The organism is Mesorhizobium sp. YIM 152430, from assembly GCF_029210365.1.
GTDB lineage: Bacteria > Pseudomonadota > Alphaproteobacteria > Rhizobiales > Rhizobiaceae > Aliihoeflea.
In genome coordinates this window covers 41,871-60,189 of the sequence record NZ_JARGES010000055.1, presented here as the reverse complement: position 1 = coordinate 60,189, position 18,319 = coordinate 41,871, and the positions used below count along the sequence as shown (strand labels likewise).

Here is an 18,319-nt window from a genome sequence, read left to right as displayed (position 1 = left end):
GCTATTTTGGAGAATTAGAATGCTGCAGCCAAAGCGCACGAAGTTCCGCAAGCAGTTCAAGGGCCGTATTCACGGCGTCGCGAAGGGCGGAACGGACCTCAATTTCGGCGGGTTCGGTCTGAAGGCGCTTGAGCCGAACCGGGTCACCGCCCGCGAGATCGAAGCGGCACGCCGCGCCATCACGCGTCAGATGAAGCGTCAGGGCCGTGTCTGGATCCGCGTTTTCCCGGATCTGCCGGTGACGTCGAAGCCGACCGAAGTCCGCATGGGCAAGGGCAAGGGTTCGGTCGATTACTGGGCAGCTCGCGTCAAGCCGGGCCGCGTCATGTTCGAGATCGACGGTGTCTCCGAGGAGATCGCCCGCGAGGCGCTCCGCCTCGGCGCCGCCAAGCTTTCGGTTCGCACGCGCTTCGTACAGCGCATCGCAGAGTAGGAAAGGGCTGATCATGAAGGCCGTTGATGTTCGGGCGAAGACGCTCGATGAGCTGAATGACGACCTGGCTGCGCTCAAGAAGGAGCAGTTCAACCTGCGCTTCCAGAAGGCGACCGGCCAGATCGAAAAAACCGCGCGCGTGAAGGAAGTCCGTCGGGACATCGCGCGCATCAAGACGATCGCCGCCGAGAAATCGGCCGGCAAGAAGGCTTAAGGACGAAGAACATGCCAAAGCGCATCATGCAGGGCACGGTCGTCTCGGATAAGAACGACAAGACGGTCGTGGTCAAGATCGAGCGTCGCTTCACCCATCCGGTGATGAAGAAGACCGTTCGCCAGACGAAGAAGTACAAGGCGCATGACGAGAACAATGCCTGCAAGGTGGGCGATTTCGTCTTCATCCAGGAGTCGGCGCCGTACTCCAAGGACAAGAATTGGGTCGTGATCGAAAATCCGTCCCAAGCGGCTTCGGCCGAATAAGAACGAAACTTGATAAAGCCGGAGAGGGCGTATATGAGCCGCTCTCCAACGAATAAGAAGGCGGCCAGTCATGATTCAGATGCAAACAAACCTCGACGTCGCGGATAATTCCGGCGCACGTCGTGTCATGTGCATCAAGGTGCTGGGCGGCTCGAAGCGGAAGTATGCCTCCGTCGGCGACATCATCGTCGTCTCCGTGAAGGAAGCCATTCCGCGCGGCCGCGTTAAGAAAGGTGACGTGATGAAGGCGGTCGTGGTTCGCACGGCCAAGGACATCCGTCGCCCGGACGGCAGCGTGATCCGTTTCGACAAGAACGCAGCCGTTCTCGTCGACAACAAGAAAGAGCCGGTGGGCACGCGTATCTTCGGTCCCGTTCCGCGCGAACTTCGCGCGAAGAACCACATGAAGATCATTTCGCTTGCACCGGAAGTGCTTTAAGGGGCCGGAAAGATGCAGAAGATTCGTAAGGGCGACAAGGTCGTCGTTCTGGCCGGCAAGGACAAGGGCCGTACCGGTGAAGTCGTGCAGGTGATGCCGAAGGAGGACAAGGCTGTCGTCCGCGGCATCAACATGATTGCGCGCCACCAGAAGCAGTCCGCTTCGCAGGAAGGCGGGATCATCCGCAAGGAAGCCCCCCTCCATCTGTCCAATATCGCGATCGCCGACCCCAAGGACAACAAGCCGACCCGCGTCGGCTTCGATTTCCGCGACGGCAAGAAGGTCCGCATCGCCAAGCGCTCCGGAGAAGTGATCAATGGCTGACTCCAAGTATGAGCCCCGGCTCAAGAAGCTCTACAACGAGACGATCCGCAAGGCGCTCCAGGAAGAGTTCAACTACGCCAACGAGATGATGATCCCGCGTCTCGACAAGGTGGTCATCAACATGGGCGTCGGCGAAGCGACCGGCGATTCCAAGAAGCCTTCGGTCGCTGCGGAAGATCTCGCGATGATCGCAGGCCAGAAGCCTGTCGTGACACGTGCCCGCACGTCGATCGCCGGCTTCAAGGTGCGTGAAGGTATGCCGATCGGCGCCAAGGTCACCTTGCGCCAGGACCGCATGTACGACTTCATCGATCGTCTGGTGACGATCGCGCTTCCGCGCGTTCGCGACTTCAGGGGCCTCAATCCCAAGAGCTTCGATGGCCGTGGCAACTTCGCCATGGGCGTGAAGGAGCACATCGTGTTCCCCGAGATCAATTACGACAAGGTCGACCAGATCTGGGGAATGGACATCATCGTTTGTACGACTGCCCGGTCGGATGACGAGGCGCGAGCGTTGCTTAAGGCCTTGAACTTCCCGTTCCGCCAGTAACGGCAGCGAATAAAGGACATATCTGAAATGGCAAAGACCAGCTCAGTCGAGAAGAACCAGAAGCGCGCGAAGCTTGTGAAGCGTTACGCTAACAAGCGTGCCGATCTGAAGGCGATCATCATGGACCAGGACCGTCCGATGGATGAACGCTTCCGTGCCCAACTCGAACTCGCAGCCCTGCCGCGCAATTCGTCCAAGACCCGCGTGCGCAACCGCTGTGAAGTTACCGGCCGTCCGCGCGCCTATTACCGCAAGCTCAAGATGAGCCGTATTGCGATGCGCGAGCTCGGCAATAACGGCCTCATTCCCGGCCTCGTCAAGTCAAGCTGGTAAGGAGGATATTCCATGTCCATGAGTGATCCTCTCGGTGATATGCTGACCCGCATCCGCAACGCCTATGGCCGCAAGAAGACCAAGGTCTCGACGCCGGCCTCGCGGCTGCGTGCCCGCGTTCTCGAAGTCCTGAAGTCCGAAGGCTACATTCGCGACTACGCCCAGGTCGACTACGACAACGGCAAGTCGGAAATCGAGATCGAGCTGAAGTACTTCGAAGGCCAGCCGGTGATCCGCGAGATCGCCCGCGTGTCGAAGCCGGGCCGTCGCGTCTACGTGTCGGTCAAGTCGATCCCGCAGGTTGCCAACGGTCTCGGCATTGCCATTCTCTCCACGCCGAAGGGCGTCATGGCGGACCATCAGGCCCGCGAAGAGAATGTCGGCGGCGAGATTCTCTGCCAGATCTTCTGATCGGCTTCTCGAAACATAAGAAGAAGACGAGGACAACGACATGTCTCGTATCGGCAAGAAGCCTCTCTCCGTCCCGCAGGGCGTGACCGCGACCGTCGATGGTCGCACGGTCAGCGCCAAGGGTCCGAAGGGCGAACTGAAATACGTCGTCAACGACGAAGTCCTGGTCAAGCTGGAAGACGGCGCGATCCAGGTTTCGCCGCGCGACGAATCCAAGGACGCTCGGTCGAAGTGGGGCATGTCCCGCACCCAGATCGAGAACATCCTGCAAGGCGTCAAGGACGGGTTCGAGCGCAAGCTCGAGATCACCGGCGTCGGCTACCGTGCGGCCATGCAGGGCAAGAACCTGCAACTCGCGCTCGGTTTCAGCCACGACGTCGTCTACCAGACGCCCGAAGGCATCACCATCCAGGTCACCAAGCCGACCGAGATCGTGGTCAGCGGCATTGACAAGCAGCAGGTGGGTCAGGTAGCAGCCGAAATCCGCGAATATCGTCCGCCGGAACCCTACAAGGGCAAGGGCGTGCGCTATGCCGGCGAACGCATCGTTCGCAAGGAAGGCAAGAAGAAGTAAGATCGAAACGCCACGGGGTGCGGTCGCGGGAAGCTCTGGCTTACCGCACAGGGCCGGCCCCGTTTTTCAAGGCAGGGAATTGTATAATGGCTTCCAAGGATTCCGCGCTCAAGCGCGCTTCGCGCGTTCGTCGCCAGATCAAGAAGGTCGCGGGCGAGCGTCCGCGCCTTTCGGTTCATCGTTCGTCGAAGCACATCTACGTGCAGCTCATCGATGACGCCAACGGTCACACGATCGCCTCGGCTTCGACGCTGGAAAAGGACCTCAAGGGTTCGCTGAAGACCGGCGCCGACTTGGCCGCTGCGGCCGCCGTCGGCAAGCTCGTCGCCGAACGTGCCGTCAAGGCCGGCGTCAAGGAGGTCGTCTTCGATCGTGGCCCGTACATCTATCATGGCCGCGTCAAGGCGCTGGCCGATGCCGCCCGCGAAGGCGGTCTGAAGTTTTAACCGGGGCAGGGGCGGTCTTTCCGCCCCGGTCCTTTTTGCAAGCCGTGCTTCCGGAAAAGAATAAGGACAGGATATGGCACAGGATCGTAGGGAAGGTGGTCGCGGACGCGACCGCGAAGAGCGTGACGACGGCTTCGTGGACAAGCTCGTCCACATCAACCGCGTCGCCAAGGTGGTCAAGGGTGGCCGTCGTTTCGGCTTCGCCGCTCTCGTCGTCGTCGGCGACCAGAAGGGCCGCGTCGGCTTCGGTCACGGCAAGGCGCGCGAAGTGCCGGAAGCCATCCGCAAGGCAACCGAAAGCGCCAAGCGCGACATGATCTTCGTGCCGCTGCGCGATGGCCGCACGCTGCACCATGACGTCAACGGTCGTCACGGCGCCGGCAAGGTTCTGCTGCGCACCGCCAAGGCGGGCACGGGCATCATCGCGGGCGGTCCGATGCGCGCCGTGTTCGAGACGCTCGGTATGCACGACGTCGTCGCCAAGTCGATGGGGTCCTCGAACCCCTACAACATGGTCCGCGCCACGTTCGACGCGCTGAAGCACCAGCTTCACCCGAAGGATGTCGCAGCCCAGCGCGGCATCAAGTATTCGACGCTTCAGGCGCGCCGCGGCGCTGCTGTGTCGTCCGAAGAGTAGTCGGGCTCAGGTAAGGATTGGTTAGATGGCCAAGAAGGCAAAGACGCTGACGGTCGAGCAGATCGGTAGCCCCATTCGCCGTCCGGACGTACAGCGCGCGACGCTCGTCGGTCTCGGACTGAACAAGATGCATCGTCGCCGCACCCTGGAGGACACTCCTTCGGTTCGCGGCATGATCGCCAAGGTGCAGCACCTCGTCCGCGTCGTGGACGAGGCGTAAGCAGGAGCGACAGACATGAAACTCAACGAACTTCGTGACGTCGACGGCGCAACGCACTCGCGCAAGCGCGTCGGGCGCGGCATCGGCTCCGGCAAGGGCAAGACGTCGGGCCGGGGCGTGAAGGGCCAGAGCTCGCGCTCGGGCGTCGCCATCAACGGCTTCGAGGGCGGCCAGATGCCGATCTATCGTCGCCTGCCGAAGCGCGGCTTCAAGAACCCCTTTTCCAAGAGCTTCAACGAGATCTCGGTCGGCAAGGTTCAGGAAGCCATCGATTCGGGCCGTCTTGACGGCAAGAAGGCCGTGACGATCGAGGCACTGGTCGAGGCCGGCCTGATCCGCCGCGCCAGGGACGGCGTGCGTCTCCTCGGCTCGGGCGAGATCAAGTCGAAGGTTTCCTTCGACGTCGCCGGCGCGTCCAAGTCGGCGATCGAGAAGGTCGAGAAGGCCGGCGGCTCCGTCAAGGTGCCGGAAAAGGCCGCCGCCGAGTAATCGCGGTGCGCAACTGAAATACCCGAGCGGCGGCCTTCGAGCCGCCGCTTGCATATTGTCGGGCGTGGCCTTATGTCGTGCCTTCCACGGCTTGCACCGACGGACAGTGCGTGACAGGTTTTCCGCGCGCCGGCTTTTCCTCGGCTGATCCGCCTGCGTTCGGAGAGACTAATGGCATCTGCAGCAGAACAACTTGCCGCAAATCTGAATTTCGCGGCCTTCTCGAAGGCCGAAGACCTCAAGAAGCGTATCTGGTTCACGCTCGGCGCGCTTCTGGTCTATCGCCTCGGCACCTACATCCCGATGCCGGGCATCAATCCGGACGCATTTGCGCAGGCATTCCAGCAGCAGTCGGGCGGCGTGCTCGGCATGTTCAACATGTTTGCCGGCGGCGCTGTCGAGCGCATGGCGATTTTCGCGCTCGGCATCATGCCCTACATTTCCGCCTCCATCATCATGCAGCTCATGACGGCCGTCGTGCCGACGCTCGAGCAGTTGAAGAAGGAAGGCGAGCAGGGCCGCAAGGTCATCAACCAGTATACGCGCTACGGCACGGTGCTTCTGGCGACGGTCCAGGCTTACGGCATTGCCGTCGGGCTTGAGGGCGGCGCCAACATCGTCACGGATCCGGGCTGGTTCTTCCGTATTTCGGCGGTCATCACGCTCGTCGGCGGCACCATGTTCCTGATGTGGCTCGGCGAGCAGATCACAGCGCGGGGCCTCGGCAACGGCATTTCGCTGATCATCTTCGCCGGCATCGTCGCCGGTCTGCCATCGGCGATCTCCGGGACGCTCGAACTCGGCCGGACCGGGGCTCTGTCGACGGGGCTCATCCTCGCGATCCTGACGCTCGCCGTCGTGCTGATCGGCATCATCGTCTTCTTCGAGCGCGCCCAGCGCCGGCTTCTGATCCAGTATCCGAAACGCCAAGTGGGCAACCGCATGTTCCAGGGCGATACCTCGCATCTGCCGCTGAAGCTCAACACGGCCGGCGTCATCCCGGCGATCTTCGCCTCGTCGCTGCTGCTTTTGCCGGCGACGGCGGCGGGCTTCTCCGATACGACGAACCTGCCGTCCTGGGCCAATTCGGTCCTCGCGGCGCTCGGCCACGGCCAGCCGCTCTATATGGTCCTTTATGCGGCGCTGATTGCGTTCTTCGCTTTCTTCTACACCGCCATCGTCTTCAATCCGAAAGATACCGCGGACCAGCTCAAGAAGCATTCGGGCTTCATTCCCGGCTACCGCCCCGGCGAGCGCACGGCCGACTATATCGACTATGTGCTGACTCGCATTACGACCGTCGGTGCGATCTATCTGGTCGTGGTCTGCCTGGTTCCCGAATTCCTGATTTCGGCCACTGGCGTTCCGTTCTATCTCGGCGGGACCTCGCTGCTGATCGTGGTCAGCGTCACGCTCGACACGGTCGCGCAGATGCAGGGCCACCTCATTGCTCATCAATATGAAGGGCTGATCAAGAAGTCGAAGCTCCGGGGGGGCAAGAGGGGACGATGAGACTGATACTGCTTGGACCGCCCGGCGCGGGGAAGGGAACACAGGCGCAGCGACTGGTCGAGCGTCACGGCATACCGCAGCTTTCCACGGGGGACATGCTGCGCTCGGCCGTCGCAAACGGCACCGAGATCGGCAAGCGTGCCAAGGCGATCATGGATTCGGGCGAACTCGTCTCCGACGCCGTCGTCAACCAGATCGTTTCCGACCGGATCGACGAGCCCGACTGCCGCAAGGGCTTCATCCTCGATGGCTTTCCCCGCACGGTCGCCCAGGCTGAGGCGCTGGCCGAAATGCTGGCGCACAAGGGGCAAAAGCTCGATGCGGTGATCGAGTTGAAGGTCGATGAGGCCGCTCTGGTCGAGCGGATGAAGAAGCGGGTTGCGGACACGCTGGCAGCCGGCGGTTCGGTTCGCGCCGACGACAATCCGGAATCCTTCGCCAAGCGTCTCGACGAGTACCGCCAGAAGACCGCGCCGCTCTCGGCGCATTATCGCCGGACGGGAGAATTGGTCACCATCGACGGGATGCAGAACATGGATAACGTCACGTCCGAGATCGAGGAAATTCTCGTCAAGGCGAACTGAAGTCGGGCGGGGTTGACCCGCTTGCCGAGTTGCCCTATAGCGGCGCGTCTCCCAATTCGTGAACGGGGCGCGCTGCTTTGATGCTGGCGCCCCTCATGGCGCAGGAAAACACCCGCAAGGGCCGGCCTCCACCGGACGCGGGCATAAACAGAAACGCTGGCCAAAGCCGGCAGCAGATGGAGAAGAAGATGGCCCGTATAGCTGGCGTCAATATTCCGACCAACAAGCGCGTCGTCATCGCGTTGCAGTACATTCACGGCATCGGCGCGAAGTTCGCCTCCGAGATCGTCGAGAAGGTCGGCATTCCGGTCGACCGTCGCGTCAATCAGTTGACCGACGCCGAAGTGCTGCAAATCCGCGAAGCGATCGATCGCGACTACAAGGTCGAGGGCGACCTGCGCCGCGAAGTCTCGATGAACATCAAGCGTCTAATGGATCTGGGCTGCTATCGCGGGCTGCGTCACCGTCGTTCGCTGCCGGTTCGCGGACAGCGCACGCACACCAATGCCCGCACCCGCAAGGGGCCGGCAAAGGCCATTCAGGGCAAGAAGAAGTAATTCGGTGAATGGTCAATGGTGAATAGTGAATGGTGTGTTCGCCGCTAGGCTGACTTTGACCATTCACCATTTTCCCATTCACCATTCACTGCAAGGTGGAGCCGCTGGCATTACGGCGGCGAAGAGATCATCGAAAGGAAGACCATGGCCAAGGAAGCCGCACGCGTCCGCCGTCGCGAACGCAAGAACATCTCGACGGGCATCGCGCACGTCAACTCGACCTTCAACAACACCATGATCACCATCACCGATGCGCAGGGCAATGCGATTGCCTGGTCGTCGGCCGGGGCTCAGGGGTTCAAGGGTTCGCGCAAGTCGACCCCGTTCGCCGCGCAGGTCGCTGCCGAAGATTGCGCGAGGAAGGCGCAGGAGCACGGTATGCGTACGCTCGAAGTCGAAGTCTGCGGCCCCGGTTCGGGTCGTGAATCTGCGCTTCGCGCGTTGCAGGCGGCGGGCTTCATGATCACGTCGATCCGCGACGTGACGCCGATCCCGCACAATGGCTGCCGCCCGCGCAAGAAGCGCCGCGTCTAGTTCGTCATCATCGCATGAGCGCCGTTCGCGGCGCTCCTCTGCGTTTTCCAGATTGCCCGTCACGATTGGATGGTGCCGGGGAAACGGAAGGAAATCGGAATGATCCAGAAAAACTGGCAGGAACTCATCAAGCCGAACAAGGTCGAGTTCAAGTCCAAGGGCCGCACCATGACGACGCTCGTCGCCGAGCCGCTGGAGCGTGGCTTCGGCCTGACGCTCGGCAATGCGCTTCGCCGCGTGCTTTTGTCGTCGCTGCGCGGTGCGGCCGTCACGGCCGTCCAGATCGACGGCGTGCTGCATGAATTCTCGTCGATCGCGGGTGTCCGCGAGGACGTGACCGACATCGTTCTCAACATCAAGGAAATCGCCATCCGCATGGAAGGCGAGGGCCCCAAGCGCATGGTCGTGCGCAAGCAGGGTCCGGGCGTCGTCGTTGCCGGCGACATCCAGACCGTGGGCGATGTCGAGATCCTGAATCCTGACCACGTGATCTGCACGCTCGACGAGGGCGCGGAGATCCGTATGGAATTCACGGTCGATGCGGGCAAGGGCTATGTCCCGGCCGAGCGTAACCGCGCCGAAGACGCGCCGATCGGGCTCATCCCGGTCGACAGCCTCTATTCGCCGGTTCGCAAGGTGTCCTACAAGGTCGAGAACACCCGCGAGGGCCAGGTTCTCGATTACGACAAGCTGACCATGCAGCTCGAGACGGACGGTTCGATCTCCGGCGAGGACGCCGTGGCTTTTGCCGCGCGCATCCTGCAGGACCAGCTCGGCCTCTTCGTCAATTTCGAGGAGCCGCAGAAGGAAGTCGCTTCCGAGCAGGTCACCGAGCTCGCCTTCAACCCGGCGCTCCTGAAGAAGGTCGACGAGTTGGAGCTTTCGGTCCGCTCGGCCAACTGCCTGAAGAACGACAACATCGTCTATATCGGCGACCTGATCCAGAAGACGGAGGCGGAAATGCTCCGCACGCCGAATTTCGGACGCAAGTCGCTGAACGAGATCAAGGAAGTTCTTGCCTCGATGGGTCTCCATCTTGGCATGGAAGTGGCCGACTGGCCGCCGGAGAACATCGACGATCTCGCCAAGCGCTACGAAGATCAGTATTGAGGCTTAGCCTCGCATCAAATGTGAAGGAGCAAGCTCATGCGCCACGGAAATTCCGGCCGTAAGCTGAACCGTACCGCCAGCCACCGCAAGGCCATGTTCGCCAACATGGCTGCGTCGCTCATCGAGCACGAGCAGATCGTGACGACCCTGCCGAAGGCGAAGGAACTTCGCCCGATCGTGGAAAAGCTCGTCACGCTCGGCAAGCGCGGTGATCTGCACGCCCGCCGTCAGGTCATCTCGTCGACCCGTTCGGAAGCCGCTGCCAAGCGTCTCTTCGACGACATCGCGCCGCGCTACGCGGACCGTCACGGCGGCTATCTGCGCATCATGAAGGCGGGCTTCCGCCACGGTGACAATGCCGCCATGGCCGTCATCGAATTCGTCGATCGCGACGTCGATGCCAAGGGCGCGGCCGACCGTGCCCGCGTCGAGGCTGAAGACGCCCAGCGCGAGAACGAAGCGGCATAAGCCTCGCCCAGAAGTCGAACGCATCAAAAAGCCCCGCCGGGCGATCGGCGGGGCTTTCGCGTTCTGGTTGGTCGATCAGGCCGTTGCGGCGTAGGCTTTGCCTTCCATGCGCGACCCGACCGCCCAGAAGATGAGCGCTGCCGTTGCGACTGCCGCCAGCGCCAGAAACGCATTCGCATAGCCGTAATGCGCGGCGACGAAGCCACCGAGCGCCGGACTCAGGGCCGCACCGACATTGTGCATGGTCATCACGCCGCCGATGCCGAGATTGACGTGGCCCGTTCCGCGAAGGAGGCGTGCGACCATGCCGGGTGTTGCGACGCCGAGAAGACCTGCTCCGACGCCGTCCAGCACCTGGACGGGAATCAGCGCCCAGGGATTGTCCCAGTATCCGGCGATCAGGCCGCGAACGGGCAGCGCGATCAACGCAGCCATGACGACGATGCCGAACCCGCGCCTTTGCGCAACCCACGCTGCGATCAATGCCATGGGGATCATCGTTCCCTGGGCGATGATGATGGTTGCCGAGGTGTAGGCGCTCGGGTCGGCCAATCCGCGTGAAACGACAGATTGCGAGAGCAGTGGCAGCATTGCCGCATTGCCGAAATGGAAGAGAAAGATCGTGATGCCGAAAACGACGAGCGCGCGCGACTTCAGCAAAATCACGATGCTCGAAGGTTCGCGGTTCCGATGCTGCGCGGATGGTTCGAGACCGCGGGCGACGTCGTGGTCGATTTCGGACGGCTTGATCAGGTAGACGCTGATGATCGAGGCGATTGCGAGAATGATCATCAGGACGAAGACTGCGATCAGACCGAAGACGTAGCCGAACGCGCCGGCAAGTATTGCCGAGACGACGTTTCCGCCATGGTTCCAAGCCTGGTTTCTTCCGAGCTGGCGGGCAAGCCCGGTCTGGCCGACAAGTCCGAGCGTCAAGCCTGCGATTGCCGGTGCGATGATCGCCGCGAACACGCTGGTGCCGATTTGCGAACCGGCGACGACCCAGAAGTTGGTGCTGATCAGCAATGCCAGCGTGCCCACGATGATCAACCCGGCGGCGGCGGCGATGATAGTCCGCTTGAAGCGCGTGGCGTCGACGAGCGCGCCGAGGGGCGTTGTCGCCAGCATCCCCGCCAGCCCGCCGAGGGTCATGACGTAGCCGATCTCGTCAGCCGCCCAGCCATGGCCGATGAGGAATACGCCGAGAAAAGGGCCGAGCCCGTCACGGACATCGGCCAAAGAGAAATTCATCGCGCTCAGCGCCCGGATCGAGCGTTGCGAGGGGTTTTGTTGCATGATGTCGTCCCTTCGATCCCCGGCGCCTAGCCGATGGGTCCCTTGAATATGAAGAAGGCGCCGGCGCAGATGAGCGCGAAGCCGATGACGTGGTTGAGGGTGAGTTGTTCGCCGAGGTAGAAGACCGAGAAGACCGCAAAGACGGTCAGGGTCAGGACTTCCTGGATGGTTTTCAATTCCGCCGCCGAATAGACCTCATGGCCGTATCGGTTGGCGGGCACGGCGAAGCAATATTCGGCAAACGCGATCAGCCAACTCACGCCGATGACGATGAGCAGCGGCTTGCCGGGATATTTCAGGTGACCGTACCAGGCGAACGTCATGAAGATGTTGGAGATGGCCAGAAGGCCGATCGGCATCAGGTGAGCGAATGTCATGGTGGCATGTTCCGTTTCGAACGATGCCTGCCATTAGCGTGCGCTCATTGAACGCGATTTGAATCTTGGATGAACCGAAACCAAACGGGTCCGTCAGAAGAGACGCAGGCTCTTCATGCTCACATGCCCGTTGCGTCCGATGATGATGTGGTCATGGACGGTGACGCCGAGCGGTTTGGCCGCGTCGGCGATCGTCTTGGTCATCTCGATGTCCGCGCGCGAGGGCGTCGGATCGCCGGAGGGATGGTTGTGGACGAGGATGATTGCGCTTGCGGAAAGTTCGAGAGCGCGCTTGACCACCTCGCGCGGGTAGACCGGCGTGTGATCGATCGTGCCCGTCTGCTGCACCTCGTCGGCGATCAGCACGTTCTTCTTGTCGAGGAAGAGAATCCGGAACTGCTCGCGCGTTTCGAATGCCATCGCGGCGCGGCAGTAGTCGATGACCTGGTTCCAGGAGCCGAGGAGTTCACGTTTGCCGACTTCGCCCTTGGCGAACAGACTGCCGGCTGCCGCGAGGAGTTTCAGGTCAAGCGCGGTCGATGCGCCGACGCCCTTCACTTCTGCCAGACGTGCAGCATCGGCGCCCAGCACTTCGGCGAACGAGCCGAAGCGTGCGATGAGAGCTTTTGCCGTTCCCTTGGTATCGGCGCGAGGGATCGAGCGGAAAAGCAACAATTCCAGCAATTCGTAGTCGGCAAGGGCAGAAGCGCCGCCTTGTTCGAACCGGGCGCGCAGCCTGTCGCGATGGCCGTGATAATGCGGCTTTTCAGCCTTCTTGCCGGCGGCGGCGGGCAATGGCGGGACTGCAATGCCATCGATGCTTCCGGCCAGCGGCCGTTCGGCGAAGAAGCCGCGCTCGTCGTCGCCGTCTGCCTCCCCCATCCGCCGCTCCCTCGGTCTGCGTCAGTTCAGGCCGGGGCGATCGAGCCCCGCAGGCGACAAGGAGAAGACCTCGCAGCCATCCTTCGTCACGCCGACCGTGTGTTCGTACTGCGCCGAGAGCGAGCGGTCGCGGGTCACGGCCGTCCAGCCGTCCGACAGCACCTTCACATGCGGGCGACCGAGATTGATCATCGGCTCGATGGTGAAGATCATGCCCGCGCGCATCTCCACACCTTCATGGGCGCTTCCGTAGTGCAGGATGTTCGGTGCGTCGTGGAAAAGCCGCCCGACGCCATGGCCGCAGAAATCGCGCACGACCGAGCAGCGCTCGGCTTCCGCGAAAGACTGGATCGCCGCGCCGATCGCCCCGGTGCGTGCGCCGGGTCTGACGGCGGCGATGCCGCGCATCAGGCATTCATGCGTGACTTCGAGCAGGCGTTCGGCGGCGCGCTTGATCTGCCCGACCGGGTACATGCGGCTCGAATCGCCGTGCCAGCCATCGACGATGTAGGTCACGTCGATATTGACGATGTCGCCTTCGCGCAGCGGCTTGGCGTCGGGAATGCCGTGGCAGACGACATGGTTGATCGAGGTGCAGGACGCCTTGGTATAGCCGCGGTAATTGAGCGTCGCGGGCAGCGCGCCGTGATCCATGCCGAACTCGAAGACGAATCTGTCGATGGTTTCGGTCGTCACGCCGGGCACGACCATCGCGGCCAACTCGTCGAGACAGCGCGCGGTCAACTGGCACGCCTTGCGCATACCGGCAAAGGCGTCTTCACTATAAAGCCGGATCTGGCCGGTGTTGCGCAGAGGGGCTGTCTCCGCGTCGAGATAGGTGACCATTTGCCGTTTACCCGCAGGCTCGCTGTCTGAATTGAATGAGGACAGACTTGGCATCAAGCGCGGCGGCATTCAACCCCTTGGCGTCTTACGTTCGCCGATGTGGCGCTTGCATCCGCTTCCGCCTCGACTATGCCAGGTGAAAAGGGAGCAGCGCATGGCCATGAGCACGACATTCGACATCTGCGTCATCGGCGCCGGGATCGCGGGCGCATCTGTTGCCGCCGAACTGGCCGACAAGGCGAGCATCCTTCTTCTCGAACGCGAGAGCCAGCCGGGCTATCACACCACGGGGCGTTCGGCGGCGCTCTTTTCCACCACCTATGGTCCGCGCGTGATCCGCGCCCTGTCGCGCGCATCGGCATCCTTGTACGACGATCCTCCGCAGGGCTTCGACCGCCCGTTGCTCACGCCGCGCGGGGCGCTCATGATTGCGCGGCAGGACCAGTTGGCGAGTCTCGATGCGCTGGACCGCGAACTTGCCGGCACGCCGGGCATCGAGCGGTTCGATGGAGCCGCAGCGCGTGTCCACGTCCCGCTGCTGCGCGAGGGTCATGTCGCTGCGGCCATCTTCGAGCGCTTCGCGCGCGACATCGACGTCCATGCGCTTCATCATGGCTATCTGCGTCAGTTCAAGGCGCGGGGCGGCGAGTTCTTCGCCAATGCCGGGGTCGAAATATTGGAGCGCGCGTCGCATGGCTGGACGATCGAGGCTGGCGGCAAGCGGTTCCACGCGACCAGAATCGTGAACGCTGCCGGCGCCTGGGCCGATGTCGTCGCACGAATGGCCGGCGTCAAGACGGTCGGACTGACGCCGAAGCGCCGGACTGCCGCCATGATCGCCTTGCCTGACGGCATGACCGGCCATGGCTGGCCCATGGTCGTCGACATCGACGAAGAGTTCTATGCCAAGCCGGATGCCGGCAAGCTACTGATCTCGCCAGCCGACGAGACGCCCTCGGAACCTTGCGACGCGCAGCCTGACGAATATGATGTCGCCGTCGCCGTCGACCGCGTCGAAACGGCGCTCGATATCCAGGTGCGCCGGATCGACAGCAAATGGGCGGGGCTGCGCACCTTCGCGGCCGACAAGAACCCGGTCGTCGGCTGGGGCGATGCGGAGCGCAGCTTCTTCTGGCTGGCGGGGCAGGGCGGCTATGGCATCCAGACCGCGCCGGCGCTTGCAAAACTTGCTGCCGCGCTCATCCTCGGCAAGGCGCCCGAACGCGCCATCATGGACCACGGCATCGACCTGGAACCGATGTCGCCCGGACGCGTCAGATTTCACGAATGAAAAGAGAGAGTGTTGGTACGCCCAAGGGGAATCGAACCCCTGTTTGCGCCGTGAAAGGGCGCCGTCCTAACCGCTAGACGATGGGCGCGTACAACGAGGCGGTTTATAGTAAGCTTCGCCGACAGGCACAACCCGGCAGGGCAAGAATTTCATACTTTTTCCGCTGAAACCGGCGTTACGCAACGTCGCAACAGGGCCGGAAGTCAGCCGCGTCGGCGGCAGCGCCAGTTCCAGTCCCGCTCCGGTCCCACATCCACATGGACGGACTCGGTATGGCAGTAGGTGCCGACGCCGCCGCGACCAGGCATCGAGCGCACATATTCGGCGAGCGCCCACTTGCTGACGCCGGCAACCTGAATGTCGGCTGCGGCGCAGGCCATGTGCAGCGAGTTGCGCGCGCCGCGCGCGCGGCGGTTGCGCTCGGCGCTTCGATAACCCGACGTGATGACGACCTTTTGGCCGAAGCGGCTTTCGATCGACTTCAAGACACGCACCAGCGAAGGCCGCAGGCACGACACGTCGACATCGTCATGCTGCTTCAGGAGACCGTTGGGCGCGAGTCGAGCGAGCCCCGGCGCATATGCCACCTGATAGAGCCCGCCATCCTCATTCAGATCGATGTCGCTGTCGTCGTCAATGCCGCTGCGTCGGCTGATCTCGAAAAGATTCGCATTGTCGCGCACGCCGGGCAGCGCATTCTCGCTGATCGAAGCCGTGCTGATCATGACCGGACGCGACTGCTTCGCTGTCGTGGAAATGGGTGCGCGGTTGGCCGCAAGGTCGACGATCGGCTTCGGCGTCTCGACAGTGGTCGCCACCTCTTCGGCAGACGTCGATTGTGCAACGGGCGCCTGTCGCGGCACGATCGGCGAGGGTGTGGCGCGGGCGGGCTGTTGTGAAAAGAACGCCGACAGAAAGCCGCGCTTTTGAGGTTCGGGTGTCGCGGTCTGTGCCGGCTGCGCGTCGCCTTGCAATTCGGCGGTCGACGCATCGCCTTCCGTCCTCGTCGTTTCCTGCACGGTGCCCTCGACCGGGGCGGTATCCGGCATTGCCGCGGCGACTTGCGCCTCGCCTTCTACTGGCAGAACGGCCGGATCGGCGGCAGGCATGTGATTGATCATGGTCGGCACGGAGGCGACCTGCTCGGGAAGGTTCGGATCGGTCTCGTCGAAAACGAAGCTCGGAACGGCCGATGGAGCAGCAACCGCGACTTCGGTCGCTCCATCATCGATGGTGGCGGACCGCGCTGCCTGCGGCATTGCCACGCCGGTTGCGCCATATTGCGGATTGAAGCCGAACATCGCCATGTCGGTATCGGACGTGGCCGAGCAGGATGCCAGAAGGGTCGCTGTCAGCGTTGCAAGCACAGCACGGTTGAGGGCGCTATGGCGGCGCGTACCTTCTGCAGACAATGCGTGTCCCCTTGGTGCGTCTCGTTTGGGCTGGCCTTCGCGTCTAAATGAGCGATCGCGAAGCATCCGCCGGGTCGAGACCTATCGGAATTGACTGTCGAGCACAACACCTGACCGGCCGAACGAACTTTCGATGTCAAGCCGCCGAATCGAGCGATTCACAGCTTGGCACCTGCGCCAATCGTCGCGGAGTATTGGGGAATTCGCGGCGTCTGTCTACACCCGCACCCTGACGTAATCCCCAGGTGCGTCAGCCAGAATTTCGGTATTCTTACCGATTTTCCTGGCTTTGGCCGTCTTGTCGTCCTGGGTGCGAATCCAGTTGTCCCAATGGGGCCACCACGAGCCCGGCGTTTCGGTCGCCTTTGCGACCCAGTCTTCGAATTCGCCCTTGGGCGCTCCGCCCGACCAGAACTGATATTTTCCCGCTGTCGGCGGATTGACGACGCCCGCAATATGGCCGGACCCTGCCATGACGTAGTCGACCGGTCCGCCGAAAAGGCCGCTGCCGACGAAGACCGACTTCGCCGGCGCGATATGATCTTCCTTGGTCGCCAGATTGTAGATCGGGATCTTCACGTCCTTGAGCGATACAGTTTTGCCGGCCAGCTTCATCTTGCCGGATGCGAGATTGTTTTCCAGGTAGCAGTTGCGCAGGTAGAAGGAGTGGTTCGCCGCGCTCATGCGCGTCGAATCGGAGTTCCAGTAGAGCAGGTCGAACGGCATCGGCGTCTTGCCGCGCATGTAGTTGTTGACGACATAGGGCCAGATCAGGTCGCCGGCGCGCAGCATGTTGAAGGCCGTCGCCATCTTCGTGCCGTCGAGATAGCCGCGTGTCTCCATCGCCCGTTCGAGCGCGCCGATCTGCTCCTCGTCGACGAAGACCTTGAGGTCGCCGGCATGGGTGAAGTCGACCTGCGTGGTGAAGAAGGTGGCGGTGGCGATGCGTTTCTCGCCCTGCTTTGCGAACAGCGCCAGAGCGGCGGCGAGAAGGGTGCCGCCGACGCAGTAGCCGATCGCGTTGACCTGCTTTTCGCCGGTCGCCTTCTCGACCGTATCGAGGGCGAACTGCACGCCGTCGCGGATATATTCCTCCCAGCCGGCGCGCGCGTGCCGCTCGTCCGGATTGACCCAGGAGATCACGAAGACCGTGTGCCCTTGTTCGACCGCCCAGCGGATGAAGGATTTCTCCGGATTGAGGTCGAGGATGTAGAATTTGTTGATCCAGGGCGGGCAGATGAGGAGAGGACGCTTCAGCACGTCCTTCGTGACCGGCTCGTACTGGATGATCTCTGCAACGTCGGAGCGCGCGACGACCTTGCCCGGCGTCGTCGCAATGTTCTTGCCGATCTCGAAGCGCGACGCATCGGACTGGCGAAGCTTCAGATCGCCCTTTCCGGCGGCGATGTCCTCGGCCAGCATTTTCAATCCCCGGACGAGATTCGCGCCGTTGCTCGAAACGGTTTCTCGGAAGAGTTCCGGATTGGTCAGGATGAAGTTCGACGGCGAGATCGCGTGGCTGATCTGCTTGACGTAGAACCCCGCCTTGTGACGCGTATGTTCGTCCAGCCCGTCCGCATGTTCGACAAGATCGTTCGCCCAGCGCGAGGTGACGAGATAGGTCTGCTTGAGGAAATCGAAAAAGGCGTTGCGGCCCCAGTCCGGGTCCTTGAAGCGCTTGTCGGCCGTTTCGGGCGCGGCGGGAGCATCGGGATCGGCGATCTTCGCCATCGATCGCGTCCAGGCTTCCATATAGCCCGAATAAAGCCGCGTCTGCGCCTCCAGCGCGCGCGAAGGATCGGACAGCCAGTATTCGGTGAGTCGCGAGAAGGTCTTGACCATGTCGGCCATCGGCTCGGCGAGCGTGTCGCGCACCTCGCCGGCCTCGCGCGGCGCCGTCCATGCAGCCGCGACCTTTCCCGCTTCCTCCATCATGTGCGAGACGTTGACCGCGAATGCCTCGGGGTCCTTCACAAGGTAGTCTTCGATATCCGGGGCGTCCGCCTTCTGCGCGCCTTGCGATGTCTTGGGGCCGGCCATGATTTTTGCGCTTCCTCCCGGCGGCATTTTCTTTACAGACTAACACGACGGGACGCAGGCGGTCCAACGATTGC

26 protein-coding genes and 1 tRNA gene are annotated in these 18,319 nt (G+C 62.4%); 20 read left to right on the top strand and 7 right to left on the bottom strand.

Annotated elements, in window-relative coordinates; genetic code table 11:
- Positions 1–19 precede the first annotated feature (19 nt).
- From rplP to rplQ, 19 genes are all read left to right on the top strand, one after another.
- Positions 20–433: a 50S ribosomal protein L16 gene (gene rplP / locus PZ895_RS16845; protein WP_275840155.1), complete on the top strand. Its 414-nt coding sequence runs from the start codon at positions 20–22 to the stop codon at positions 431–433.
- Positions 434–446: 13 nt separating this feature from the next.
- Entirely contained in the window at positions 447–647 is a 201-nt protein-coding gene (gene rpmC, locus PZ895_RS16840; protein ID WP_275840154.1) for a 50S ribosomal protein L29, read from the top strand.
- An 11-nt stretch (positions 648–658) separates the two neighbouring features.
- Positions 659–913: a 30S ribosomal protein S17 gene (gene rpsQ, locus PZ895_RS16835; RefSeq protein WP_275840153.1), complete on the top strand. Its 255-nt coding sequence runs from the start codon at positions 659–661 to the stop codon at positions 911–913.
- A 70-nt stretch (positions 914–983) separates the two neighbouring features.
- A complete protein-coding gene (gene rplN / locus PZ895_RS16830; RefSeq protein WP_024585433.1) occupies positions 984–1,352 on the top strand; it encodes a 50S ribosomal protein L14 in 369 nt (122 codons plus the stop codon).
- Between the two features lie 12 nt (positions 1,353–1,364).
- Positions 1,365–1,676, top strand: coding sequence for a 50S ribosomal protein L24 (gene rplX / locus PZ895_RS16825; protein WP_275840152.1), 312 nt, complete (start codon positions 1,365–1,367; stop codon positions 1,674–1,676).
- A complete protein-coding gene (gene rplE / locus PZ895_RS16820; protein WP_275840151.1) occupies positions 1,669–2,226 on the top strand; it encodes a 50S ribosomal protein L5 in 558 nt (185 codons plus the stop codon). The genes rplX and rplE overlap by 8 nt, the downstream gene beginning before the upstream one ends.
- A 27-nt stretch (positions 2,227–2,253) precedes the next feature.
- Positions 2,254–2,559, top strand: coding sequence for a 30S ribosomal protein S14 (gene rpsN / locus PZ895_RS16815; protein WP_275840150.1), 306 nt, complete (start codon positions 2,254–2,256; stop codon positions 2,557–2,559).
- A 12-nt stretch (positions 2,560–2,571) separates the two neighbouring features.
- A complete protein-coding gene (gene rpsH / locus PZ895_RS16810; RefSeq protein WP_024585437.1) occupies positions 2,572–2,970 on the top strand; it encodes a 30S ribosomal protein S8 in 399 nt (132 codons plus the stop codon).
- A 40-nt stretch (positions 2,971–3,010) separates the two neighbouring features.
- Positions 3,011–3,544 (top strand): 50S ribosomal protein L6, encoded by a 534-nt coding sequence (gene rplF / locus PZ895_RS16805; RefSeq protein WP_275840149.1) that lies wholly within the window; start codon positions 3,011–3,013, stop codon positions 3,542–3,544.
- An 86-nt stretch (positions 3,545–3,630) separates the two neighbouring features.
- Complete coding sequence (rplR, locus tag PZ895_RS16800) at positions 3,631–3,990, top strand: 50S ribosomal protein L18 (RefSeq protein ID WP_275840148.1); 360 nt, start codon at positions 3,631–3,633, stop codon at positions 3,988–3,990.
- A gap of 73 nt (positions 3,991–4,063) precedes the next feature.
- A complete protein-coding gene (gene rpsE, locus PZ895_RS16795; protein WP_024585440.1) occupies positions 4,064–4,627 on the top strand; it encodes a 30S ribosomal protein S5 in 564 nt (187 codons plus the stop codon).
- A 25-nt stretch (positions 4,628–4,652) separates the two neighbouring features.
- On the top strand, positions 4,653–4,847 hold the full coding sequence (rpmD, locus tag PZ895_RS16790) for a 50S ribosomal protein L30 (RefSeq protein WP_275840147.1): 195 nt from the start codon (positions 4,653–4,655) through the stop codon (positions 4,845–4,847).
- Positions 4,848–4,862: 15 nt separating this feature from the next.
- On the top strand, positions 4,863–5,336 hold the full coding sequence (gene rplO / locus PZ895_RS16785) for a 50S ribosomal protein L15 (protein WP_275840146.1): 474 nt from the start codon (positions 4,863–4,865) through the stop codon (positions 5,334–5,336).
- Positions 5,337–5,507: 171 nt separating this feature from the next.
- Entirely contained in the window at positions 5,508–6,848 is a 1,341-nt protein-coding gene (gene secY, locus PZ895_RS16780) for a preprotein translocase subunit SecY (protein WP_275840145.1), read from the top strand.
- The gene (locus PZ895_RS16775) at positions 6,845–7,432 is read left to right on the top strand and encodes an adenylate kinase (protein WP_275840144.1); all 588 of its coding nucleotides are present in this window, start codon (positions 6,845–6,847) and stop codon (positions 7,430–7,432) included. Before secY ends, PZ895_RS16775 begins: the two co-directional genes overlap by 4 nt.
- Positions 7,433–7,620: 188 nt before the next feature.
- Positions 7,621–7,989: a 30S ribosomal protein S13 gene (gene rpsM / locus PZ895_RS16770; RefSeq protein ID WP_275840143.1), complete on the top strand. Its 369-nt coding sequence runs from the start codon at positions 7,621–7,623 to the stop codon at positions 7,987–7,989.
- A gap of 144 nt (positions 7,990–8,133) precedes the next feature.
- A complete protein-coding gene (rpsK, locus tag PZ895_RS16765; protein WP_275840142.1) occupies positions 8,134–8,523 on the top strand; it encodes a 30S ribosomal protein S11 in 390 nt (129 codons plus the stop codon).
- Positions 8,524–8,622: 99 nt separating this feature from the next.
- Entirely contained in the window at positions 8,623–9,633 is a 1,011-nt protein-coding gene (locus PZ895_RS16760) for a DNA-directed RNA polymerase subunit alpha (protein WP_024585447.1), read from the top strand.
- Positions 9,634–9,669: 36 nt separating this feature from the next.
- Positions 9,670–10,101: a 50S ribosomal protein L17 gene (gene rplQ / locus PZ895_RS16755; protein ID WP_275840141.1), complete on the top strand. Its 432-nt coding sequence runs from the start codon at positions 9,670–9,672 to the stop codon at positions 10,099–10,101.
- Positions 10,102–10,176: 75 nt separating this feature from the next.
- Here the strand turns inward: rplQ and PZ895_RS16750 are convergent, their stop codons facing one another.
- The 4 genes from PZ895_RS16750 to map all read right to left on the bottom strand — a co-directional run bounded on the left by PZ895_RS16750 (position 10,177) and on the right by map (position 13,502).
- Positions 10,177–11,397 carry an MFS transporter gene (locus PZ895_RS16750; RefSeq protein WP_275840140.1) on the bottom strand — a complete coding sequence of 407 codons (1,221 nt, stop codon included), beginning with the start codon at positions 11,395–11,397 and terminating at the stop codon, positions 10,177–10,179.
- Between the two features lie 26 nt (positions 11,398–11,423).
- Entirely contained in the window at positions 11,424–11,774 is a 351-nt protein-coding gene (locus PZ895_RS16745; RefSeq protein WP_275840139.1) for a DMT family protein, read from the bottom strand.
- Positions 11,775–11,867: 93 nt separating this feature from the next.
- A complete protein-coding gene (gene radC, locus PZ895_RS16740; protein ID WP_275840138.1) occupies positions 11,868–12,656 on the bottom strand; it encodes a DNA repair protein RadC in 789 nt (262 codons plus the stop codon).
- Between the two features lie 21 nt (positions 12,657–12,677).
- Positions 12,678–13,502 carry a type I methionyl aminopeptidase gene (map, locus tag PZ895_RS16735; protein ID WP_275840137.1) on the bottom strand — a complete coding sequence of 275 codons (825 nt, stop codon included), beginning with the start codon at positions 13,500–13,502 and terminating at the stop codon, positions 12,678–12,680.
- Between the two features lie 154 nt (positions 13,503–13,656).
- Between map and PZ895_RS16730 the strand changes: the two genes are divergently transcribed.
- On the top strand, positions 13,657–14,793 hold the full coding sequence (locus tag PZ895_RS16730; protein ID WP_275840136.1) for an FAD-binding oxidoreductase: 1,137 nt from the start codon (positions 13,657–13,659) through the stop codon (positions 14,791–14,793).
- A gap of 13 nt (positions 14,794–14,806) precedes the next feature.
- Here the strand turns inward: PZ895_RS16730 and PZ895_RS16725 are convergent.
- The 3 genes from PZ895_RS16725 to phaC all read right to left on the bottom strand — a co-directional run bounded on the left by PZ895_RS16725 (position 14,807) and on the right by phaC (position 18,245).
- Positions 14,807–14,881, bottom strand: a tRNA-Glu gene (locus PZ895_RS16725).
- 115 nt (positions 14,882–14,996) lie between these two features.
- Positions 14,997–16,205, bottom strand: a complete 1,209-nt coding sequence (locus tag PZ895_RS16720; RefSeq protein ID WP_275840135.1) for a D-Ala-D-Ala carboxypeptidase family metallohydrolase — start codon at positions 16,203–16,205, stop codon at positions 14,997–14,999.
- Between the two features lie 216 nt (positions 16,206–16,421).
- A complete protein-coding gene (phaC, locus tag PZ895_RS16715; protein WP_275840134.1) occupies positions 16,422–18,245 on the bottom strand; it encodes a class I poly(R)-hydroxyalkanoic acid synthase in 1,824 nt (607 codons plus the stop codon).
- Positions 18,246–18,319: the final 74 nt, after the last annotated feature.